Source organism: Bacillus sp. EB V-12 (assembly GCF_056158125.1).
Genome location: NZ_JBUXJL010000003.1, coordinates 153,362 through 175,808, shown reverse-complemented (window position 1 = coordinate 175,808; position 22,447 = coordinate 153,362). Strand labels below are relative to the sequence as shown.

21 protein-coding genes and 1 pseudogene are annotated in these 22,447 nt (G+C 33.7%); 13 read left to right on the top strand and 9 right to left on the bottom strand.

Annotated features, from left to right (window positions below; all coding sequences use genetic code 11):
• The first annotated feature begins 157 nt into the window (after positions 1–157).
• Positions 158–763: a PRK06770 family protein gene (locus ACZDYH_RS12435; protein WP_000846978.1), complete on the top strand. Its 606-nt coding sequence runs from the start codon at positions 158–160 to the stop codon at positions 761–763.
• Positions 764–833: 70 nt separating this feature from the next.
• Here ACZDYH_RS12435 and ACZDYH_RS12430 read toward each other — a convergent pair whose 3' ends face one another.
• Complete coding sequence (locus tag ACZDYH_RS12430) at positions 834–1,700, bottom strand: LysR family transcriptional regulator (RefSeq protein ID WP_139850043.1); 867 nt, start codon at positions 1,698–1,700, stop codon at positions 834–836.
• 129 nt (positions 1,701–1,829) lie between these two features.
• Here ACZDYH_RS12430 and ACZDYH_RS12425 point away from each other — a divergent pair, with 129 nt between their 5' ends.
• On the top strand, positions 1,830–2,873 hold the full coding sequence (locus ACZDYH_RS12425) for an aspartate-semialdehyde dehydrogenase (RefSeq protein WP_474886369.1): 1,044 nt from the start codon (positions 1,830–1,832) through the stop codon (positions 2,871–2,873).
• Positions 2,874–2,951: 78 nt separating this feature from the next.
• On the opposite strand, the gene ACZDYH_RS12420 is transcribed toward ACZDYH_RS12425, so the two are convergent.
• Positions 2,952–3,383 carry a hypothetical protein gene (locus ACZDYH_RS12420; RefSeq protein WP_048558433.1) on the bottom strand — a complete coding sequence of 144 codons (432 nt, stop codon included), beginning with the start codon at positions 3,381–3,383 and terminating at the stop codon, positions 2,952–2,954.
• A 285-nt stretch (positions 3,384–3,668) separates the two neighbouring features.
• On the opposite strand from ACZDYH_RS12420, the gene ACZDYH_RS12415 reads away from it, so the two are divergent.
• Positions 3,669–4,793, top strand: a complete 1,125-nt coding sequence (locus tag ACZDYH_RS12415) for a C45 family autoproteolytic acyltransferase/hydolase (protein WP_474886368.1) — start codon at positions 3,669–3,671, stop codon at positions 4,791–4,793.
• Between the two features lie 63 nt (positions 4,794–4,856).
• Positions 4,857–5,108 (top strand): hypothetical protein, encoded by a 252-nt coding sequence (locus tag ACZDYH_RS12410; protein WP_000936605.1) that lies wholly within the window; start codon positions 4,857–4,859, stop codon positions 5,106–5,108.
• A 96-nt stretch (positions 5,109–5,204) separates the two neighbouring features.
• Here the strand turns inward: ACZDYH_RS12410 and ACZDYH_RS12405 are convergent, their stop codons facing one another.
• Positions 5,205–6,107 (bottom strand): LysR family transcriptional regulator, encoded by a 903-nt coding sequence (locus ACZDYH_RS12405; protein WP_149215847.1) that lies wholly within the window; start codon positions 6,105–6,107, stop codon positions 5,205–5,207.
• 156 nt (positions 6,108–6,263) lie between these two features.
• On the opposite strand from ACZDYH_RS12405, the gene ACZDYH_RS12400 reads away from it, so the two are divergent.
• From ACZDYH_RS12400 to ACZDYH_RS12375, 6 genes are all read left to right on the top strand, one after another.
• Positions 6,264–6,953: an MOSC domain-containing protein gene (locus ACZDYH_RS12400; RefSeq protein WP_001263000.1), complete on the top strand. Its 690-nt coding sequence runs from the start codon at positions 6,264–6,266 to the stop codon at positions 6,951–6,953.
• 258 nt (positions 6,954–7,211) lie between these two features.
• Complete coding sequence (locus ACZDYH_RS12395) at positions 7,212–8,099, top strand: GNAT family N-acetyltransferase (RefSeq protein WP_474886367.1); 888 nt, start codon at positions 7,212–7,214, stop codon at positions 8,097–8,099.
• Between the two features lie 33 nt (positions 8,100–8,132).
• On the top strand, positions 8,133–8,729 hold the full coding sequence (locus tag ACZDYH_RS12390) for a DUF1349 domain-containing protein (protein WP_001027679.1): 597 nt from the start codon (positions 8,133–8,135) through the stop codon (positions 8,727–8,729).
• 221 nt (positions 8,730–8,950) lie between these two features.
• Positions 8,951–10,705 (top strand): ABC transporter ATP-binding protein, encoded by a 1,755-nt coding sequence (locus ACZDYH_RS12385; protein WP_474886366.1) that lies wholly within the window; start codon positions 8,951–8,953, stop codon positions 10,703–10,705.
• The gene (locus ACZDYH_RS12380; protein ID WP_474886365.1) at positions 10,698–12,494 is read left to right on the top strand and encodes an ABC transporter ATP-binding protein; all 1,797 of its coding nucleotides are present in this window, start codon (positions 10,698–10,700) and stop codon (positions 12,492–12,494) included. Before ACZDYH_RS12385 ends, ACZDYH_RS12380 begins: the two co-directional genes overlap by 8 nt.
• 530 nt (positions 12,495–13,024) lie before the next feature.
• Positions 13,025–13,672 (top strand): hypothetical protein, encoded by a 648-nt coding sequence (locus tag ACZDYH_RS12375; protein ID WP_474886364.1) that lies wholly within the window; start codon positions 13,025–13,027, stop codon positions 13,670–13,672.
• 416 nt (positions 13,673–14,088) lie between these two features.
• Here ACZDYH_RS12375 and ACZDYH_RS12370 read toward each other — a convergent pair whose 3' ends face one another.
• From ACZDYH_RS12370 to ACZDYH_RS12360, 3 genes are all read right to left on the bottom strand, one after another.
• Entirely contained in the window at positions 14,089–14,349 is a 261-nt protein-coding gene (locus ACZDYH_RS12370) for a hypothetical protein (RefSeq protein ID WP_078993328.1), read from the bottom strand.
• A 385-nt stretch (positions 14,350–14,734) separates the two neighbouring features.
• Positions 14,735–15,517 carry a glycosyltransferase family 2 protein gene (locus ACZDYH_RS12365; protein WP_139850029.1) on the bottom strand — a complete coding sequence of 261 codons (783 nt, stop codon included), beginning with the start codon at positions 15,515–15,517 and terminating at the stop codon, positions 14,735–14,737.
• A gap of 179 nt (positions 15,518–15,696) precedes the next feature.
• Positions 15,697–16,281: a LysE family transporter gene (locus ACZDYH_RS12360; RefSeq protein ID WP_139850027.1), complete on the bottom strand. Its 585-nt coding sequence runs from the start codon at positions 16,279–16,281 to the stop codon at positions 15,697–15,699.
• 55 nt (positions 16,282–16,336) lie between these two features.
• Here ACZDYH_RS12360 and ACZDYH_RS12355 point away from each other — a divergent pair, with 55 nt between their 5' ends.
• On the top strand, positions 16,337–16,951 hold the full coding sequence (locus ACZDYH_RS12355) for a helix-turn-helix domain-containing protein (protein ID WP_139850025.1): 615 nt from the start codon (positions 16,337–16,339) through the stop codon (positions 16,949–16,951).
• 374 nt (positions 16,952–17,325) lie between these two features.
• Here ACZDYH_RS12355 and ACZDYH_RS12350 read toward each other — a convergent pair.
• Positions 17,326–17,821: pseudogene (locus ACZDYH_RS12350) on the bottom strand (BclA C-terminal domain-containing protein).
• Between the two features lie 220 nt (positions 17,822–18,041).
• Here ACZDYH_RS12350 and ACZDYH_RS12345 point away from each other — a divergent pair.
• A complete protein-coding gene (locus tag ACZDYH_RS12345; RefSeq protein WP_474886363.1) occupies positions 18,042–18,962 on the top strand; it encodes a DUF4183 domain-containing protein in 921 nt (306 codons plus the stop codon).
• Between the two features lie 62 nt (positions 18,963–19,024).
• Here the strand turns inward: ACZDYH_RS12345 and ACZDYH_RS12340 are convergent, their stop codons facing one another.
• Complete coding sequence (locus tag ACZDYH_RS12340) at positions 19,025–19,315, bottom strand: DUF4183 domain-containing protein (protein ID WP_001121647.1); 291 nt, start codon at positions 19,313–19,315, stop codon at positions 19,025–19,027.
• A 468-nt stretch (positions 19,316–19,783) separates the two neighbouring features.
• Here ACZDYH_RS12340 and ACZDYH_RS12335 point away from each other — a divergent pair, with 468 nt between their 5' ends.
• The gene (locus ACZDYH_RS12335) at positions 19,784–21,070 is read left to right on the top strand and encodes an exosporium glycoprotein BclB-related protein (protein WP_474886362.1); all 1,287 of its coding nucleotides are present in this window, start codon (positions 19,784–19,786) and stop codon (positions 21,068–21,070) included.
• 561 nt (positions 21,071–21,631) lie between these two features.
• Here ACZDYH_RS12335 and ACZDYH_RS12330 read toward each other — a convergent pair.
• Positions 21,632–22,264 (bottom strand): cupin domain-containing protein, encoded by a 633-nt coding sequence (locus tag ACZDYH_RS12330; RefSeq protein WP_049107819.1) that lies wholly within the window; start codon positions 22,262–22,264, stop codon positions 21,632–21,634.
• Positions 22,265–22,447 lie beyond the last annotated feature (183 nt).

Here is a 22,447-nt window from a genome sequence, read left to right as displayed (position 1 = left end):
AGAATAATCTTTCAATTTTAAAGGAAAAGAAATACAATATGAGCAAGTATATATAAATAATATGATAGGGGATGCGATATTTTGAATGAAGTAACAGTTTTTATATAAGAAATAATTAGGTAGTCAGAACAGAGATATTTGGGAGGAAACAAGCGAGATGAAAACATTTTTGAAAATAATAGGTGTTATAGCTGGTATGGCGGTAATCGGAGTAGGTTTAACATATGGTATGCTGCATTATTTGAATAATAGTAAACCAGCTGCGAAAAAGGCATCACCAGCTGCTCCAGCAGTAGAAGTATTAGCTGATAGTAACGTAAAAGCAGAAGATGCAAAGATTTTAGAAAATGGCAATTATTCATTGCCAAATAGTGGTTTTAATAAAAATTTTAAGTGGACAGATGAGAACATACAGACAGCATTACATGAAATGGCACATCAAAAAGCGAAAGCTGATCAAAAGTGGGGTTATATTTTTATTACACAAGAGCGGATTGAAAGCTTAATTGATATTGTAAAGAGTAATGATCTTGTGCAGGGAAGTACATATGTAGAAATTTTAGAAAGATGGAAACAAGGAAAATATGAAAAGGTTGATGGGGATCACAATAAGATTTGGAAATTACAAAGTGGGAATTTAGGAGAAGGAAAAGGAGTAATGTCGGAAGCTGAGCAAAAAGAATTAATTAATCAAGTGTTTATGAACAAAGGTACATATTCAGGTAGTAAATTAATTGCAGGTGGGGGACAGACTAATAAATAATATACTAATTAATGAAAGAGAGTAATTGCTTATTAGGCAATTACTCTTTTTATATGTATTTCTTAATTTCTTAATCTCGTTCAAGTAAGGAAAGAAACGACTGTAATACCGGGGAAATCCATCTAGATTTATGATAGATTACATGACTTTGAATAACGGATGGAGTTTCGATAGGCTGAAAACATAGTTGTTCTTTTTGGCAACTTTCTTGTACAACGATATAAGGAAGAATTGAAATGCCTAACTCACACATGACGGATTGTTTAATGACTTCAACATTGGAAGTTTCAAATGTTTTATCTGGAATATTCCTGCTTTGACGTAAAAAACAATCTACCATTGGCCTATAGCCGCAGCTTTGTTCTGTAAAAATGAACTGGGTGTCCTGTAATAACTGGAATGGATTTGTATGTGCAGCAGAATAAGCTGGTAAAATCCATCCAAATATTTCATTACTAAAAGTTCGCGTAATAAAATCATTATGTTCTATACTTTCTCCAATTATGAAGACAACGTCTGTTTCTCCTTCACGTAATTTTTGCAATGCTTGTTCATTTGTGTTTGTTTCAAGTACGATATTTACTTTCGGATTTTTCTGTTTGTAAGTACGTAATAACTTTGGTAATCGGTATACCGCTAATGATTCATTAGATGTAATACTTAATGTACCTTCTAAATAATCTGTATTTTGGGGGATTTCTTGCGCTTTTTCATATATTGAAAGTAATTCTAATGCATAAGGATGAAATTGATGACCTGCTTTTGTGAGTAGCACTTTTTTCCCTAACCGATCGAAAAGAGGAATATGTAAATCGTTCTCTAAAGCTTTCATATGTGCTGTAACAGTAGATTGCGCATAACCTAGCGCATGCGCAGCTTTAGAAAAATTACCATACTTCACAATGGCGCAAAATGTTTTAACATGTCTCATTTCCATAAGCGATCCCTCTTTTATTATCATGATTTGTGAATGATTATATCATGTATTTTAATTTTCCAAATGATTAAATTCTGTATAAAATGAAATTGTAGAAATATTCATTCAAGTGATATTGGAGGAGAAAAGATGATCAAAAAGGGCTATCATGTAGCTGTTGTTGGGGCTACAGGTGCGGTAGGGCAAAAAATTATTGAACTGTTAGAGAATGGAATGAAGTTTAATATAGTTGAAGTTACATTGCTTTCGTCAAAACGATCCGCTGGTAAGAAAGTAAGATTCAAAGGACGAGAGATAATTATACAAGAGGCAAAAACAACTAGCTTTGAAGGTGTAGATATTGCCTTTTTTAGCGCTGGGGGAGAAGTATCTAGACAATTTGTAACTCATGCAGTTTCTAGTGGTGCGATTGTAATTGATAACACAAGTGAGTACCGAATGGCGCAAGATGTACCGCTCGTTGTTCCGGAAGTGAATGCGCACACTTTAAAACAGCATAAAGGTATCATTGCAGTTCCAAATTGTTCAGCATTACAGATGGTAACAGCACTTCAGCCGATTCGAAAATCATTCGGTTTAGAAAGAATTATCGTTTCAACATATCAAGCTGTATCGGGTTCTGGCATTCATGCGATTCATGAATTACAAGAGCAGGCTAAGTCTATACTTGCTGGTGAAGAAGTGAAAAGTAATATATTACCGGTGAAAAAAGATAAAAAACATTATCCAATAGCATTTAATGTACTGCCTCAAGTAGATATATTTACAGACAATGATTTTACTTTTGAAGAAGTCAAAATGATTCAAGAAACGAAGAAAATATTAGAAGATGAAAACCTGAAAATGGCAGCTACTTGTGTACGTGTTCCAGTTGTATCGGGGCATTCAGAATCGGTTTATATAGAACTGAAAAAAGAAGCAAGCGTTGCGGAAATCAAGGAAATACTAATGGATGCACCAGGTGTTATTTTGCAGGATAACCCTAGTGAACAGCTGTATCCAATGCCATTATATGCAGAAGGGAAAATAGATACATTTGTCGGAAGAATACGTAAAGATCCTGATACGCCAAACGGATTCCACCTCTGGATTGTTTCCGATAACCTATTAAAAGGTGCGGCTTGGAATTCAGTTCAAATCGCAGAGACTTTAGTGGAAAAGGGGGTACTTTAATATAGTTTAAAAAACTGGGGAATCGTTAATGATTCCCCAGTTTGTATTTCATAATTGTTTTCTTTATTTCGGCCAACTTTAATTAAAATTAGTCGTTATTGAATTTTTATAAATATCTACTTTATGTACAGTGAAGCGTAAGGTTTTGGATTCTGCATGAATTGTAAGATTAATAATAATCGATAACGGCATTTCGACCGCTTTCACAATATCTTCTATAGCAATATACTCATTTTTTGCTTCCTTATAATAAACAACAGAACGAATTACGGCCTCGTCACCTTCAATATCAATTTCACACATCATAGGGAATTTTTCACCATTATGTAAGAATAATTCGCCTAGTACGATTGAACCGTTTAATTCTTCTGTAAAATTAGTAGTTGCCGCTGGTTTTACCCATGTTTCGTCATGTTCTTCGTTTTCCTCTTCATCTATTGCCCATTCCCAAATGGGGTTTTGTTTTAGGTCCTCAATAGTTAATTTATCAATTGGTTTGCAACTACTCATACATAAATTCTCCTTTTATTTTGATAAATAAGTTTTTTGATTTCATGAATTAGATGATTGCTTATAAGTGGGTTTAACAAAGTATTTTGCTCATTTGATATCCAAACTACTTTATTTTGAAATAAAGCTATTACAGCAATATTAACAAAACTTTAATTGTCTAGTAAATAATTATTAGTGGAGATATTAATATGGGATGGTGTTAAAGAAAGATAGTAAAAAACATCAAGGATGAATGGAATCCATTTGGTATGATATGGATATATCCAATGTGAGGGGGATTTGATGTATCAAGTAAAGGGGTATTTTTCATCATTAAAAGGAAGTTATTATGAGATTGGAAAGCAACAAGGGGAATTCGTGAAACAAAATCCATATCTCATCCCGCAATTTATACACGAAGAAAATGTAATATCTAATAACCATTGGACAGAATCGAGAAATATACTAAACAAACATTGTCCAGGCATAAATGAAGAAATTGAAGGGTTTTGTGAAGTGTTAAAAATTCCTTCAAAAAATATGATGTATTACTATCAAACACTATTGAAAGCAGGTTGTAGTCATTGTGCAGTATTACCTAAAAAGACAGATTCAAAACACACATATGTATTAAGAAATTATGATTTGTCACCAGTAATAGATGATATGCGTTTTTGCTCGACGCATGTTGAAGGTGCGTATGCACATAGTGGTTTTTCTACTCAATATTTTGGTCGAACAGAAGGGGTTAACGAACATGGATTATCTGTTACATTTTCAGCATGTGGTCAACCAGTAGGAAACATTGCAGGTTTAAGAAAGCCAATGGTAAATGGTTTACAATGTTTTGCGGTAATTCGATTGTTGTTGGAGAAATGTAAAAATGTGCAGGAAGCTAAGTCACTAATAGAAGAAATACCAATTGCTAGTAATATTAATTTAATAATAGCTGATCCTTTAAGTGCAGCATATATTGAAATATTTGACGGTCATAAATCGACAATAACGATTGATGGTGAAAAACAAGCTTTTATTGTATCAACAAACCATGCAGTTAGTTCATCAATTCAGAAATTAAATAATAGGAAATTAGAACAATCAACAAAGAGATATTACCTTTTACATGAGCATTTAAATAGATATGAACAAGTAAGCATAGAGTCTTTAAAAAAGTTAGTAGAAGAAGAATATCCTGCTGGACTTACTGTGCATAACTATGAAGAATGGTTTGGAACTTTACATTCTGTATTATTCGATTTACATGATTGTACAATGAAGATTTGTTTCGGATCACCACTTTTAAACGACTGGTATTCATTGAAAGTTGGAGGAAGTATGCCGTTTTCTGAGGTGAACGTGAACTTTAAAAATAAAACTTATACTGACTTTTGGAAGGAAGATAAGAATGAATTGATACCTAAAAGATAAATGGGATAAGATTGTGATGTAAAGAGTGCATTTATACTGGAGGGATTATCAATACTAAAGGTTATGTTACCATTTGTTCTTATCTTTTTTCTTGTCATTGCGATGTATATTGCTTATCAAAAGAGAAAAAAGTCTGGGATAAAAGGATTGAAAAGTGCGGTAACTTCTATTTGCTTCTTTTCACTTGCAATCTTAAATATGTTTGCATATTGGTTTCATTTTGGCGGTGCTTTTACTTGGTTATTTTCAATTGTATTATTGCTAGTTGGTGCATATTTTACAAAATATATTCCAATATCTAAAAGGGTACATTAAAGTTTATAGGAGTTAAATATAATGTTTACTTTGTTTTGAAAAGAGATTATTCTACTAAATTGTTGTGAAACGGTTTCATAGGATAATCTCTTTTGTTTAGTTTTGGAAAGAACGTACTGTGATTTTTAGTTGCTCAATAAATTTTCGAGTTGCAGCACACATATATTTATCTTTTCTATAAATTAGCCCTATTTCAATTATTGGAGTAGGGTTTTCTATTTTAATAGCTTGAATGTTTTTATTTTGTAAAAAGTCTATATATGGTTTGGGTAACACTGTAATTCCCATTCCTTTGGAAACCATTTGGATTAAAGATTCCATCGTACTAATTTCTAAAATTGGCCTTGGTTTAAAGTTTAACTTTTGACAATGAGATGTAATTAGTTCGGTTAAAAAGAAATTTTTAGGTAAAAGAATTAAAGGGTAGTTCTGTAATTCAGCAATAGATACATGATTACGTTCAGCTAATCGATGACCAGTGGGCACGACCAATGTAAGATCGCTTTTGTATAGAGGGATGGAGATAATCTCTTTATCTTGCACCGGGAGAAATGTAATTCCAATATCTAGTTCGTTTTGTAATAATTTTTCACGAATATCTCCTGTACGAAGCCCTAATACAGAAAGCTCTATATTAGGATATAAATTATTAAAATTTAAAATAGCTGGTGGTAGTAAATAATTTACGACGGTTAACAAAGCCCCTATTGTTAAGGAACCTTGCTGTAATCCGTTTAGGTCTTGAATAGCTGAACGAGCTTGTTCGACTTCATGAAAAATGGTTTTACTATGTGATAATAAAATCTTCCCTGCTTCAGTTAATGATATTTTTTTACCAATTCGATCGAAAAGTGGCATTCCTACTTCATGCTCTAATGCACGTATTTGTTGACTTAGAGAAGGCTGTGAAATATTTAATTTTTCAGCTGCTTTTGTGAAATGTAATTCTTTTGAAACAGCTAAAAAGTATTCAAGTTGTCGTAATTCGATTGGAATCACCTCAAGTATAATAATAGGTTATACCTATCATTATTATATAAATAATTGAATTGAACAATGATTTTAGAGGTTTTATAATCATCTTTATATAACAGAGAGGTTTGTAAAAATTAATCGAGAGAAAATACATGTAACACCTGTAAAGGAGGAAATAGAATGGCTAATGAATATCAATTATTATCTTTAAATATAGGATTACCAAAAGAGGTTACATACGGCGGAAAAGTAATTCATACAGGCATAAATAAGAAACAAGTAAAGGAACCGGTATATTTATCCTTTGTAAAATTTAATGGGGATGGACAAGCTGACTTAGTTCATCATGGAGGAGTAGATAAAGCAGTTTGTGTTTATACTGGTGATCACTATCCATATTGGAAAAAAGAATTGAATCAAGATTTTGTATATGGGGCTTTCGGAGAAAATATAACAGTTAGTGGTATGCGCGAAGAGGATGTTTGTATTGGTGATACGTTTGAGCTAGGACAGGCAATCGTACAGGTAACACAGCCAAGGCAACCTTGTTTTAAATTAGCAAAAAAATATAATATTCCAAAGTTACCACTATATTTTCAAGAAACAGGATATACAGGATTTTATTTTCGTGTATTAAAAGAAGGATGGGTATCATCAGTCGATACCTTAAAAAAACTACAGTCTGATCCAAAAGGTGTTTCAGTAGCGTTTGCTAATCGTATCATGCATAAGGAAAAACAAAATATTGAAGGGGTAAAAAGGATATTAGAAGTAAATGCACTTTCAAATAGTTGGAGAAAGTCTTTTGAAAAGCGTATAAGTGGAGAAGAAATTAATACGAAGGAAAGACTTGAAGGGATAAAAGAATAAAAATATTTTATTATAAATAGTGTATTTCTATTAGTAAAAGCTAATTAGAAAGCGCTATTTTTATATAATAAACTAATTAATATCCAGAAATCTTAATATTGTTTTATTCGACTTATTTTCAAATAGTCAAAACATAAAATTAATTAGACTTTTTTTTTATGTTTTATGATAGTATATTGATTGGTAAGACCTCTATTTTTAAGAGTAGGTCATATAAGTATATCTAATTTAATGGAATTTAATATTTGGAGGTACAACATGGGGAACGTTGAAAAATTGGCAAGTCTTCTAATAGAAGAACCGAAAAGAGAGCAGTTATTTCCTTTATTTGAAGAAGTGTTTGGAATTAAAACTCAAACATTGAATGATTTTTCGGATAAAGGATATTGGGATGATACATATAAAGCTTTATCGTTTTTACAAGAAGATAAAGTGATTGCAAATGTTGCGGCATTTTCACTCCCATTATTAATTAATGGTGAAAAAATAAATGCAGCGGGTATTCAATCAGTAATGACACACCCTAATTTCCGTAGACAAGGGCTAATGACACAATTAATGGGTAAAATGATAGAAGAAATTGATAAGAAATGTGACTGTGCATTATTGTTTACAGAAAAACCTGAACTATATACAGCATTTGGGTTTAAAGTTGTGCAGGAATATTTGATGACTATACCATATGATAAAAATATTAATAATAACGATTCACTACTTAAAAAGTTAGATTTCTATAATATAGAGAATAGACAGTTAATACATGAAACTATTGATAGTAGCCAAAGACTTTCAAATAGTTTTTCAACTTTAAACTTCCATCCTTCATTTTATTTGAATATGTATGATTCGGAATGGAATGAGAAATTGTATTATTCAGAGAAACTAGATGCTCTAATCGTTTATGAAGTAGACAATGAAAAGTTGAAATTATTTGGAGTATTTGCGCCAGTACTTCCGGTTTTAGATGAATTATGTGGAGAAATCAATGAAAGGTTTACGGAAATCGAATTTTATTTTTCTCCGGATCAATTAGGGATTGAGGATGTACAGTTTACAGAATTACAGTCTAGCAAGTATTTAATGGTTCGAGGTGATAAAGAGTTAGATTTTAAAGGTTATAAATTCCCAGTATTAGCGGAGTTTTAAATGACTATATAAATGCTTTATTATGGAGGAGCTATGAATATATCGTATATACCAGAACGTATTGAGCAACTCACTATAATGAATGTACCTGAGTACTATAAGATTAATGATAATCATGCGTTTATTGTCCGTTCGAAAGCAGAAACCGATTTTTGGCTTAAAACACATTATGGTTTTGAAGTAATGAATGGTCATGTATTTTATAATGAGATGATGACAGACTTTCAAGCTGAAGTTCAGTTACGTATGAATCCAAATTCAAAATTCGATCAAGCAGGTCTTTTTGTTATGATTTCGGAGAACTGTTGGCTAAAAACATCTTTAGAATATATCCCTGAAGGGCCATCTCACTTAGGTGCTGTCGTAACGAATAATGGATATTCTGACTGGTCAACGCAAGATTATCCAACTGAAGCAGCTAAGCAACAACTTTGTTTTCGAATTATTCGAAAACGCGGTGATTATACAATATATGTGAAAAAGAGCCATCAATGGGAACAAATAAGAATCGCTCATTTAATGGAGGATATAGGGAATGAGCCTATTAAAATAGGTTTTTACACGTGTAGTCCTTCTAAAAATAAGGGATTTGAGACTGAGTTTTTAAATTTTACAATTGAAGAAATATAGATGAAAAACCGTATTCTTTTCATTAAGAATGCGGTTTTTGTATTTACATAATATAAAGCACATTTATTGACCAGAAAGTCATTAATACTTATCATTTAATAATGTTAAATATTAATTTACATAATATAATAGAAGTAATGAAGAAATTACAAAATATATCGCTTAAATAAGGAGGGATATGAATTATTCAGTGGTAATTTCATGGGAAAAGGAGACTATGTATGAAATCATTTCGTAAGTTATTACAGTATTTAAAACCATACATGTTCTTCGCTATTATTGGACCGCTATTTATGGTACTTGAGGTTGCGATGGACTTAATTCAACCGACTATTATGCAACATATCATTGATGTTGGGATTGCAAATCGGGATTTAAATTATGTAATAAAAATGGGGCTTCTTATGATAGGAGCAGCAGCACTCGGTTTAGTTGGAGGGCTTGGGTGTATGATGTATTCTACAAAAGCAGCTGTTAATTTCGCTACAGACATACGAAAAGATGTGTTTGCGAAAATAGAAACATTTTCTAGTAATAATCGGGATTCATTTGGAACAGGTAAATTATTAACGATCGTAACAAATGATATCACTTCCATTCAATCAGCAATGACGATGACATTACGTGTTCTCGTTCGTGGTCCACTGTTATTTATCGGAAGTATAATTATTGTTTTTGTAACAGCGCGAGAGTTATTTCCAATATTACTTGTAGTTGTTCCGATTTTATTACTTGCGATTATTTTAATTGCAAGTAAAGCAAGTGGTACATTTAAAAAGGTGCAAGAGGCATTGGACAAAGTGAATACAAAGTTACAAGAAAATTTATCTGGTGTGCGTGTTATAAAAGCGTATGTAAGACAAAAATACGAAATCGCTCAATTTGGAAATGTAAATACAAATTTAACGAAGATAAATATTCGAGCTGTGCAACTTATTTCTTTAATGATGCCAATCATTATGCTAGTTGTAAGTGGCGGGATTGTCGCAACATTATGGATTGGTGGAGAAAAAGTATTCAATGGAACGCTTCAAGTAGGAGCGATTTTGGCATTTATTAATTACTTGAATATCATTTTAATGTCACTTATGTCGATTAGCATGGTATTTATTCAAATTGCGCGAGCTTTTCCATCTGCGGAGCGTGTACAGCAAGTGTTAAATACCGAGGTTGATATTATAAGCGAAGCGAATGCGATCGAACCTGAGAAAATCGAGGGGAATATCGAATTTAAAAATGTTAGTTATAGCTATACGAAAAATAATGAATACGTTTTAAAAGATATTTCGTTTAGCATACAAAAAGGTGAAAAAGTAGGGATTATTGGATCAACTGGAAGTGGTAAATCTACCTTAGCGAAACTGTTACCACATCTATATGATGTGGATCAAGGTGAAATATGTATAGATGGAATAAATGTTAAAACATATGATTTGCAAAAACTCCGTGCTTCAATAGGGTTTGTACCTCAGAAGGCATTGTTGTTCTCAGGTAGTATAGAAGAGAATTTACGTTATGGTAAAGAAGATGCAACACATGATGAGCTGGAAGTAGCAGCTGCATCAGCTTGTGCGACTGAGTTTATCAATAAGCTGGAAGAATCTTATCAATATAATTTAACACAAGGTGCGACAAATCTATCAGGTGGACAAAAACAACGTGTATCAATTGCAAGGGCACTTGTGAGAAAACCGCCGATTCTCATATTAGATGATTCTACATCAGCAGTTGATGCGAAATCAGAGGCTACTATTCAAACAGCTTTAAAAACAAAATATAAAGGCACAACGACTTTATTAATTGCGTCCAAAATTTCTTCCATAATGGATGCGGATAAAATACTTGTATTAGATAATGGTGAATTAGTTGGCAATGGTACACATGAACAATTATTAGAACAAAGTGAGGTTTATCAGGAAATTTATCTTTCCCAAGGTGGTAATTTGCATAAAGAAGGTGGGGAAGAACATGCGTAATTTTCAAGGGCAATTTGCTAATAAAGGTGGACGAAACACGCCAAAGATGGGGAAAGCTAAAAATGCTCAAGGAACTGTAATGCGGATATGGAACTATATGGGCTACCAAAAAGCTGCTCTTATGTTTGTTATATTTCTAGTCGTTGTTACTACTTTACTTGGATTATTAGGTCCCTATTTTATGGGGGTCATTATAGATCAATATATTGTACCGAAAGATTTAAGTGGTACAGCAAGAATGTGTATGTTACTTATCGCGATTTACGGTGTAACTGTACTTTTAACATGGTTACAAACATTTGTCATGATTAACGTTGCATTAAAAACAATTCAAAAAATACGACAAGATATTTTTGAGAAAATCCAAACGCTTTCTTTACGGTTCTTTGATGTGCGTTCCCAAGGTGATTTAATGAGCCGTGTGACAAATGATATAGATAATTTGAATCAAGCTTTGACACAAAGTGTTGTACAAATTATTTCATCAGCGTTAACTTTTATAGGTGTAACGATTGCGATGTTCGCTTTAAATTGGATTTTAGCAATTGTAACTTTAATTACAGTACCTATTATGTTTTACGTTACAAAAAAACTAGTTGCATATAGTGGTAAAAACTTTGCGAAGCGTCAAAAAGATTTAGGTGAATTAAATGGATTTATTGAGGAAGCAATTACAGGTGCGGATGTTACAACGTTGTATGGAAAAGAAAAAGAAACTGTCCAAAATTTCAATAAAATTAATGAACAGCTAAGAGTTTCAGCTACGAAGGCTGATACATTTTCAGCTTTTATTTTTCCAAGTATGAACTTTATTAATAACTTAGGTATGGGGCTTGTCATTGGGACTGGATCAGTTATGGTCTTAAACGGAATGACAACAGTAGGAGTTATTGCGGCTTTTATTAATTATTCTCGTCAATTCTCAAGACCGCTAAGTCAATTTGCGACTTTAATGAATACAATTCAAGCGGCAGTTGCTGGTGGAGAACGTGTTTTTGAGATTATGGATGAGGTACCAGAAATTCAAAATAAAAAAGACGCATTTGTTGTACAAAATTTACAAGGGCATGTTACACTTGAGCATGTTTCATTTGGCTACGCAGAAAATAAAACAATTTTAAAAGAAGTGAGTCTTAAAGCGCAGCCAGGAGAGACAATTGCTTTAGTTGGTCCGACTGGATCAGGGAAAACAACAATCATTAATTTGTTAACTCGCTTTTACGATATACAGCAAGGACAAATTCATATTGATGGAAAAGATATAAAAGATTATGATATTAATTCTTTACGAAGTAAAATTGGAGTAGTTTTACAGGATACGTATTTATTTGCTGGTTCAATTATGGATAATATCCGTTATGGACGCTTAGATGCTACTGATGAAGAAGTTATCACTGCAGCTAAGGCAGCATCTGCACATTCTTTTATTAAGCATTTGCCAAATCAATATGAAACAGAAATTGCTTCAGAAGGATCGAATTTAAGTCAAGGACAAAAACAACTTCTTGCGATTGCACGAGCAATTTTAGCAGATGCAGATATATTAATTCTCGATGAAGCGACATCTAATATTGACACAAGAACAGAATTACAAATACAAGCAGGACTAAATAATTTAATGAGAGGTCGCACAAGTTTTGTGATCGCTCACCGACTTAAAACAATTGAAAAAGCAGATCAAATCCTTGTTATAAAGGATGGGGAAATTTTAGAAAGAGGGAATCATGAATCTCTCATGGAAGATAAAGGGTTTTATTTTGATTTGTATACGAGCCAATTTAAAATTTAATATAAAAAATGAGGTTTCTCTAGAAAAGAGAAGCCTCATTTTTTATATTTGTAAATTTTATGAATCACTTTTCTAACCAAATTAATTATCCGACCTGAAAAATACTTATACTTGCAGATACATTTGTTAAAGAGCCACCATCACTATTTGAGAGAGTGATAGTACCTGCTGAAGAGGTGTTATTTATTAAAGTCAATGTTGAAGGAACAACTGTTACGGTAAAAGCAGCAGTACCTTGATTTATTGTATGTGGTGACCCCGTACCAAAACGTCCACCTGAAATTGGTGTACCATTTAGTTCGAGGGAGAATTGGTTTTCGCGAGAAGCTTGTAATTGAAACTCTGCTACATATGTTCCTAGTGTATTAATTATAATATTTCCAGTACCTGTGATGTGGCTAAGGGCAGTTCCTGTTATAGGTCCATTTGTGTTAAAAGTAACACTACTTCCTACTGCAATTGATTGGTTAGTAGTATCAAAAACATATAGATAGTTTGTTAATCCTACACTAGCCGCCCCAGTAGGCCCGGTGGAACCGGTAGAGCCAGTATGTCCAGTAGCCCCAGTAGAACCGGTGAAGCCAGTAGGCCCGGTGGAACCAGTGAAGCCAGTAGGTCCGGTGGAACCAGTGGAGCCAGTAGAACCGGTAGGTCCAGTGGAGCCAGTAAGTCCAGTAGAACCGGTAGGCCCAGTAGGCCCGGTGGAACCAGTAGAACCGGTAGGCCCAGTAGGCCCGGTGGAACCAGTGAAGCCAGTAGGCCCGGTGGAACCAGTGAAGCCAGTAGGCCCGGTGGAACCAGTGAAGCCAGTAGGCCCGGTGGAACCAGTGAAGCCAGTAGGCCCGGTGGAACCAGTGAAGCCAGTAGGTCCGGTGGAACCAGTGGAGCCAGTAGAACCGGTAGGTCCAGTGGAGCCAGTAAGTCCAGTAGAACCGGTAGGCCCAGTAGGCCCGGTGGAACCAGTAGAACCGGTAGGCCCAGTAGGTCCAGTGGAACCAGTGAAACCAGTGAAACCAGTGAAACCAATGGAGCCAGTAGCCCCAGTAGGCCCGGTAGGCCCAGTAGGCCCAGTAGGTCCAGTGGAACCGGTAGAGCCAGTTGGTCCAGTAGGAGAATGTGGGAGAATAATACGGTTAATATCTAAAAGTGAAAAGTTAATGAACATATCTTTGTTTTGATAATCTATCGAAATCACCTCACTAGCATGTTTAAAGAAATAGTAAAGTAATAATTTTTATAGGTATTTCATTTCTATATTATTAATGCAACTTATTTTGGAAACAGTAAATAGCTATCATGACTATAGGGTATTAATTTTTAACCTAAATTTTAATAAAACCTTTATTAAAGATAAAGAGCGCTTTTAAAGGCGCTCTGAGACAAGTTTCATGTTGAAAAAGGGAATTGAGGATATTATGTGCATGCTGTTTTAGAATGTTGTAAATTTTTAATTAAAAATAAAAAGATCTTATAAAAATTTAAAATTTGTATTATTAGATAGTCACCATACAATAAAATATGCTTGTTTGATATAAATGTGTGTCAAATTTACCAAAATATATTTTGGCATGCATAAGAAAAATAAAATACTTTGTTAGCAAATACTAGCGGCTTCAGTGACAGATGGTAGAAAGAGTTTACGTGGTATTGTAATAATCTCAAGCGCAATTTGCGTTGAATATAGGAGTATTGGAGTTAAATCTAAAGCGAGTGTTAAAAGTATTATGAAGCTTGTAAGAATTACAAAACTACCCCAAAAGAAACTTTTTGAAGTGTTGCGGAAATCTTTTATTAAGGAAAAGAAAGAAAAAGATGCGGTAACAATAAGAATGAAAATTTTATACTTATCAGACATTATAACCCTCCCAAAGAACAGTGACTTATATTATACCGTATTTTTCAATATTATTATAAAAAGATTTTAAAGTGAATAATAAGAAAAAATAAAGCCATAACTTAAAACATTAGTTTAGGTTCTATTGTTTGAATTCTTTATTTTAGAAGGTATATAATTTGAAATTTAAAATTTTCCAAATGAATTACCATTTTTTATTTCTGATCCAACATCAGGTGCTCAATGAAATGGTATGAAAGATTATAGGCTAGTGATACGAGATTAAATAAGAGGAATCTGCGTGCAGCAAGAGTCCTAGCTCAGATTTCTACTAGAGAAAAGTATTTAGTTGGAGTTGGTATGTTAATAAAAAAAGGATGGATGTGGAAACTAAATATTCAAGACATTAAGGATAAAGGTCAGGAAATATAATTTGGTATTCTGGGAATAACCGGAGGTCCGTAGTTAAAGTTGCATAGAATTTGTATTTTGTTTCTAATTTTTCAATTGTTGTTAAGTGATGAGAACCTAGTCCACGCTGTACACTATGTTGAGAAAGAGTCGGCCCAATTTGTAATTTTCGTTTTTTCATTGCATCGTTCCATGGACTATAAAAAAATTTAAAAATAAAAGCAGGTTCTTTGTAAATGTTATAAGGATAATGCGAACCATGTCTCCCGACTCTATAGTTCCCGTGCGAATTATTGTGAATTAATCTACCGTTAAGATATAGTTGATTTGGATTAGGTTGAATTATTATGCCATGGTAACGTTGTTTAACAAGCGGAGAACTATATCTTGGATTAGTGTAGCCATAAGTCGGATCATCAATCATCATAATCATTCTTATTGAAAACATATTGCCGCCCATAGTGTTAAGTGATTTGAAAAATTGTTCTTTATTATAACAGCACAGGAATTCTGTCGTATTTAATACCATTTTCCATCCTGTAAGTTCTCTTTCAATTTCCATAACTTCTTGATCAACTAAATAAGCATCAAATTCGAATGATTTTGAGTTTCGTATTTCCCAATTAGGAGCGAATGTTTTACAGATTTCAACTGAACGATCAGTGGATCCACGGTTAATAAGAATGCCATGATCAAATAGCTTTGTATGGTGCATTAACCACCACGGAAGTAAATATTCTTCATTGTAAAAATGAGAAATTAAAGTAGTCTTAATCAAAATCACCTCCGTATTTAACCTGCTTCTTATTTAATATGATATGGAAGGAAACCTATTGTTAGAAGGTCTCCTCTTAAAAGTTTTAAACCACATAGGGTATGTGGATGGATTAGTATGTAAAGTAGTCTGAATGATAAAGAGTGGTATTAAAAAGTACAAAATCTAAAATGAGCATCGAATTAGTGTATAACGATTGAAACGGCACTGAAAACTAATAAAACAGCCATAATGATGTTAAATAATTGATTATGTTTTAATAAAAATTTTTGGAACATGGAACCAAAAAGGCTCCAACTAAATGTACTCAGTAAACCGACTATACCTAGAAATAATGAGAAAAGTAGAAAACTTGAATATGAATTGTAGTAAGGGAGTATAAAAGTAGAGACTACTGTGAGTCCGAATAATATTCCTTTAGGGTTAATAAATTGAAGGAAAATACCCACTGTAAATAAGTTTTTATTATTTTTTTCATTGTGACCGGCACCGCCTTTACTAGTAATTATTTTAAAGGCTAAATATAGCATATACGCGACACCTAAAATTTTTAAAGGAAATTCAATTATAGGGATAATATTAATTAATACAATATTAAAGAAACTGCATAAAGAAGTGAGGATGAAAAAACCGAATGCTACTCCAAAGCAAAAGTTTATGCTTCTCTTTAATCCATGTTGATTTGCGTATGTCATAGCTAAGAAATTGTTGGGACCAGGTGTGAAGCTACTTATAAATACAAATAACAAAAAAGAAAATATAGGCATTTCAAAACCCCCTATTTTTTGTGTGTTATAATGACCAAAAAGAACAATATAACGTGTGCTTTTTATTATACATAACGGTCGTTATATTGTATACAGTGTAGGAGTGTTTTTTATGGAAGAAATTCAACTTATTCTGGCAAAAAATTTAAAATCAATACGTGAAAAAGAAAAATTAAGTTTAGAAAAGGTCTCTCAATTAACAGGTGTAAGTAAAACAATGATTGGACAGATAGAAAGAGGAGATTCAAGCCCGACACTAACAACAATATGGAAAATTGCTAATGGTTTGAAAGTATCATTTACCTCTTTAATTAATAATCCTCAGCCTGATACGAAAGTGATTTTAAGAAAGGATATTCAAGTATTGTCTGAAGACAATGGAAAATATAAAGTGTATCCTTCTTTCCCTTTTCAAGATGATAGACATTTTGAAATGTATACAGTGGAAATAGAAACAGAAGGGAAATTAAGTTCAGAAGGGCATAAAGAAGGCGCAGAAGAATTTATAACGGTATTTGAAGGTGAATTGACAGTAAAAGTGAATAACTGTCAATATAAATTAAATAGTGGAGATTCAATTCGTTTTAAGGCCGATAGATCACACTCTTATTATAATTTAGGGAAATCTTTGACTCGATTAAGCATGACAATTTATTATCCAACTGCATAAGTTTACATTTATAGTAACAAAAGATAAAACCATCTATAAGAGATGGTTTTTATTTTTTATCATTCACAAAAAAAGACACTCATCTGAGTGTCAACATAGTATTGCTCTCGCGTATAGGATTGGAGTACGTTTCTCAAATACGTATTGAGATGGTTCGTAAAAGAGAAACTGTCTTCATATTTAATGTAACATCGGTGGAAGTCAGTGTAAATTGATAATATATATACGGAAAATTTAGTATAGATAGTTTCTACTATGAATATAGTGCAATTTGTTCTTTAATGCGCCATCACTTTTATGAAATAATTGGGAGGTTTTTATCATGATAGACTTAGTATTTAATAATGTTTATTAGAAAAAGAATGAATCATTTTTTAATCGATTCGTATAATTGTTAGAGAGGCACCTGTTGAACCACCTCCAACCAAATTAACGATGTATAATACGCCGAATAATTGAAGGGAAATTGTATTATCGGCAATTAAATTATTGTTATAATTTGAAGTTGATATAGCGGGAGAAAAAATAGAACCAGGAAGTGGAGTAGAAGCGTTTAATAGTAGTTTTGTTCCAGTGAGTAGAGCAGTTGTCGTATTAACTTGATAGGTTAAATGATATCTTCTGGCTACAGGAATTGTAAATATATCGTTTGAGGCGTTAACTGTAAAATTACCGAGGCTTTGGTTATTAGAAAGAGGAATATTAGTTCCACCTAATACCTAATGTATTATTAGCGAACATAGAGTTTGTTGTAACTATTGACCCAGTACTTCCGGTAGGTCCAGTACTTCCAGTAAGTCTGTATGGAAGAATAATTTCAAGAGCTATTGATACTAGTTCTTCTATTCTTTTTTCATTTTTATCTTGAATTTAAATCACCTCATTTTTAAATTAGAATGCAATAAGTTTCGTGTTTTTGGAATGGAACTATCATTTTATTATATTAATAGTAGTAGTTAAAGCAACGGTAAAATGTTTAATAACTGTATGAATCATTTGGAAAGAAAAAAGAATAGTTATGAAAGTATTCCTTAATAATAGACTCATACTTATGTAAGTTAATTAAAAATATGTGGAATGAGGAATTAAATTGAAGCGGAATGATAAATTATCAATAAATAAAGGTAAGATAGAACCTGAGAATATTGGACCTACATTTCCAGCTCTTCCACCAATATATATTCCAACAGGAGCAACGGGAGCAACAGGAGCAACGGGGGCAACAGGAATAACAGGAGCAACAGGAGCAACGGGGGCAACAGGAATAACAGGAACAACAGGAGCAACGGGGGCAACAGGAGCAACAGGGGCAACAGGAATAACAGGAGCAACGGGAGCAACGGGGGCAACAGGAACAACGGGAGTAACAGGAGTAACAGGAACAACGGGAGTAACAGGAACAACAGGAGCAACGGGGGCAACAGGAATAACAGGAGTAACAGGAACAACGGGAGTAACGGGAGCAACAGGAACAACGGGAGCAACAGGAACAACGGGAGCAACAGGAACAACGGGAGCAACAGGAGTAACAGGAGCAACAGGAGCAACGGGAGCAACGGGAGTAACAGGAACAACGGGAGCAACAGGAATAACAGGAATAACAGGAGCAACAGGAGCAACGGGAGCAACAGGAGCAACGGGGGCAACAGGAATAACAGGAGCAACGGGAGCAACAGGAATAACAGGAGCAACAGGAGCGACAGGAGCAACGGGTGTAACAGGAGCAACAGGTCCTACTGGGGGGATTGGCCCTATAACAACAACTAATTTGTTATTTTACACTTTTTCAGATGGAGAGAAACTTATATATACAGATGCAGATGGCATAGCTCAATATGGTACAACGAATATACTTTCACCTAGTGAGGTTTCGTATATAAATTTGTTTATCAATGGAATTTTGCAACCACAACCATTCTATGAAGTTAGTACTGGTAAACTAACTTTATTGGATAACCAACCACCATCGCAAGGTTCTTCAATTATTTTACAATTTATTATTATTAATTAAAAAAGACAGATTCTTAATGAAAAGGAATCTGTCTTTTTTGTTCTGAATTACATTCGTTAATATTAAGTGACGATAAATTCAATTGTAATTGGAATTCCGCCGTCTAATGCATCCCCACCAGGAATTGTAATAGCACCAGTAGGACCAGTAGTAACACTGGAGTTCACGCTTGGTTGAAGAATACCGTTCACATATAAGTTGTAATACGTGAAAGTCGGAAAAGCGGTTGCAGTAGTACCCGCATCGTTTAAACAAGCTGTGGCAGCAATTGCAAAAGCCGCACCTGTACCTGTGCCGGCTCCTAGTGTAGATGTAAATCTTCTAGATGCCATAAATGGTTGAATGATAGGCAATTAATTTTCACTCCTTACAATATTTTATTAGAACGAAGTATAAAATAACTTGTCCACTATATTGTATGAGAGTTTTTTATAATAGAAACGGCTTCCCCTTTAAAAGGGGAGCCCAATTTTAGTAAAGAAGTGTTCTTTATGTATATGAAAAAATGATGTTGTTACTTGCGGAATATATGTAAATCGTAAATTCGGTTTTTGTATTCAAATTAAAATGTGTCTTTGAACCTAAGAGATAAATGCGGAAAAATAAAATAAACTCTTAAGTTTAGGTATTTAATCTAAGCAGTCAATTATTAAAAACATATAATTAATATGTGAGTCATGAACATAATTAAATAGCGTTTGCAAGTTTAATTATATTTCATGTTTCCTATTTTAAGTCAATATATAACAGATACTCTTTTACAACTTTATGATCCTTATAATAGGAAAAACTCAAATATAAAACAAGTAAGGAGGACATAAATGACAAGTAATAATTGTTTTGGTCATAACCACTGCAATAATCCGATTGTTTTCACTCCAGAATGTTGTAACAATCCACAAACAGTTCCAATTACTAGTGAGCAATTAGGTAGATTAATTACTTTACTAAACTCTTTAATTTCGGCTATTGCAGCGTTTTTTGCAAATCCAAGTGATGCAAACAGATTAGCTTTACTCAATTTGTTTACTCAACTATTGAACTTACTAAATGAATTAGCACCTTCTCCAGAAGGAAACTTCTTAAAACAATTAATTCAAAGTATTATTAATTTACTACAATCTCCTAACCCAAATCTAAGTCAATTACTTTCTTTATTACAACAATTCTACAGTGCTCTTGCACCATTCTTCTTCTCTTTAATTATTGACCCTGCAAGTTTACAACTTTTATTAAACTTATTAACTCAATTAATTGGTGCTACTCCAGGAGGCGGCCCAACAGGCCCAACAGGTCCAACAGGTCCAGGAGGAGGAGCAACAGGTCCAACAGGTCCAACAGGTCCAGGAGGAGGAGCAACAGGTCCAACGGGAGCGACAGGTCCAACAGGCCCAACAGGAGCGACAGGTCCAGCAGGTACTGGTGGCGCAACAGGTTTAACAGGAGCAACAGGCCCAACGGGAGCAACAGGCCCAACGGGAGCAACAGGTTTAACTGGTGCAACAGGCTTAACAGGAGCAACGGGAGCAACAGGAGCAACAGGTCCAACAGGAGCAACAGGTCCAACAGGAGCAACAGGTTTAACTGGTGCAACAGGCTTAACAGGTGCAACTGGTGGCGGAGCTATTATTCCGTTTGCTTCAGGTACAACACCAGCAGCGTTAGTTAATGCGTTAGTAGCTAATACAGGAACTCTTCTTGGATTTGGATTTAGTCAGCCTGGTATAGCATTAACGGGTGGAACAAGTATCACATTAGCATTAGGTGTAGGTGATTATGCATTTGTAGCACCACGCGCAGGGGTTATTACGTCATTAGCAGGTTTCTTTAGTGCAACAGCTGCATTAGCTCCATTATCACCTGTTCAAGTGCAAATACAAATATTAACTGCACCTGCAGCAAGCAATACGTTTACAGTACAAGGCGCACCTCTATTATTAACACCAGCATTTGCCGCAATAGCGATTGGTTCTACAGCATCAGGAATCATACCTGAAGCTATTCCAGTAGCAGCCGGGGATAAAATACTGTTATATGTTTCATTAACAGCAGCAAGTCCAATAGCTGCAGTTGCTGGATTTGTAAGTGCAGGTATTAATATCGTTTAATTTGTTACATTTAGTAGGAAATTAAACAGGGGTTTGTATATAGTCCTTCCTAATAAATTTAGGAAGGACTATATTTTTTGGGGAAATAAGTAATAAATCAATTGAACAATTACTCTTTGTTAAGTTCGTATAAAAAAGTATAAGTTACTCTTTCTTATTTAAGGAATAAGTTATGTAACTTTAAAAATTTCCGGTCAGTAAAAAAAGATGAATTCTTTTAAAAGAATTCATCCATAAAATAAACTATTTATTTTTATTACAGTTACATCCTTTTTTCTTTACATAGCCTTGCTCGGCTAAGTCTCTTTGCGATTGGGAATTGGAAGATTGAGAATTGGAAGATTGAGAGGATGCTGAAGAGCTACTATTTTTATTATAAGAGTAGTTTTTTCGATAGTTATAATTACTCATAGTACTATCACCTCCAATTTAATATATAAATATTATATGTATGTACACTATCAATTGTTACTATTTTTAATAGGAAGAGAAGATACAATAAAAAAATCTCCTTGGTATTTTCCTAGGAGATAAATGATGATTCTTTTGAAAATTTACAAATTAATAGCCCCAGTAAAGAGGAAAGCAATAAGAATCTTGGTGATACGGATTCTGTTGTTGAGCGAGGGGCTGGGTTGGATAATTTTTCATTTCACGGTTTTGATTGCAGTTTGCCGGAGGACCAATTACAGTAGTTGATTGAATAGGGGAAACCGCTTGTTTCCATTGTTGTTCATTGAGACAGTAAGTATGGGCCATCATATGAGCCGGAGTTAACCTTAAAATGTCAGAACCGAAAATAACTTCTGGAGTTGGAGCATTGAAAATAGCTAATAAATGAGTATTATCTGCTGTAGCAATTTCATAATGCCACCACGCTTGTGGAATGTTGGCAACTTGCCCGGGTTTTATCGGTAAGTTTAATATTTGATTCGTAAATGGATTAAGTAAAGAAACAACAGCAGACCCTGAAATACAATAAACAAGTTCAGCTGCATTTTGATGAATATGTGGTTCTACAACATTTCCTGTACTTAAATAAATATCTAATAATGAAGTATTTTCTAAAGTATTTAATTGTTTAATACCAAGTACATTTATATAATTTTGGGCATCTTTCCGAAAAAAATTACTTTTATTTACATCATAAGTAAAATTGGTTGAGGGGGAGGTATAGTCGATGTTTGCAGTCAATTATATTACCCGCCTTTCTATAGGGAAGTTAGGTTACAAAATTAGGATATGTGTCTAGTCTTTGTTTTGTGCTGTTGTCGGTAGCTTAATAAATTCACTTATTCCATAAAGAATAAGGTGTTAAGACTAAACTATATTCGTATTCCCATTCATACTTTGGATTGATGGAAAAAAGTAATGAAA

What these genes read in the sequence shown, in the direction of transcription:
- ACZDYH_RS12435 (WP_000846978.1), top strand. Translation starts at nt 158, where the DNA reads ATGAAAACATTTTTGAAAATAATAGGTGTTATAGCTGGTATGGCGGTA.
- ACZDYH_RS12430 (WP_139850043.1), bottom strand. Translation starts at nt 1,700, where the DNA reads ATGGAAATGAGACATGTTAAAACATTTTGCGCCATTGTGAAGTATGGT.
- ACZDYH_RS12425 (WP_474886369.1), top strand. Translation starts at nt 1,830, where the DNA reads ATGATCAAAAAGGGCTATCATGTAGCTGTTGTTGGGGCTACAGGTGCG.
- ACZDYH_RS12420 (WP_048558433.1), bottom strand. Translation starts at nt 3,383, where the DNA reads ATGAGTAGTTGCAAACCAATTGATAAATTAACTATTGAGGACCTAAAA.
- ACZDYH_RS12415 (WP_474886368.1), top strand. Translation starts at nt 3,669, where the DNA reads ATGTATCAAGTAAAGGGGTATTTTTCATCATTAAAAGGAAGTTATTAT.
- ACZDYH_RS12410 (WP_000936605.1), top strand. Translation starts at nt 4,857, where the DNA reads ATGTTACCATTTGTTCTTATCTTTTTTCTTGTCATTGCGATGTATATT.
- ACZDYH_RS12400 (WP_001263000.1), top strand. Translation starts at nt 6,264, where the DNA reads ATGGCTAATGAATATCAATTATTATCTTTAAATATAGGATTACCAAAA.
- ACZDYH_RS12395 (WP_474886367.1), top strand. Translation starts at nt 7,212, where the DNA reads ATGGGGAACGTTGAAAAATTGGCAAGTCTTCTAATAGAAGAACCGAAA.
- ACZDYH_RS12390 (WP_001027679.1), top strand. Translation starts at nt 8,133, where the DNA reads ATGAATATATCGTATATACCAGAACGTATTGAGCAACTCACTATAATG.
- ACZDYH_RS12385 (WP_474886366.1), top strand. Translation starts at nt 8,951, where the DNA reads ATGAAATCATTTCGTAAGTTATTACAGTATTTAAAACCATACATGTTC.
- ACZDYH_RS12380 (WP_474886365.1), top strand. Translation starts at nt 10,698, where the DNA reads ATGCGTAATTTTCAAGGGCAATTTGCTAATAAAGGTGGACGAAACACG.
- ACZDYH_RS12370 (WP_078993328.1), bottom strand. Translation starts at nt 14,349, where the DNA reads ATGTCTGATAAGTATAAAATTTTCATTCTTATTGTTACCGCATCTTTT.
- ACZDYH_RS12360 (WP_139850027.1), bottom strand. Translation starts at nt 16,281, where the DNA reads ATGCCTATATTTTCTTTTTTGTTATTTGTATTTATAAGTAGCTTCACA.
- ACZDYH_RS12335 (WP_474886362.1), top strand. Translation starts at nt 19,784, where the DNA reads ATGACAAGTAATAATTGTTTTGGTCATAACCACTGCAATAATCCGATT.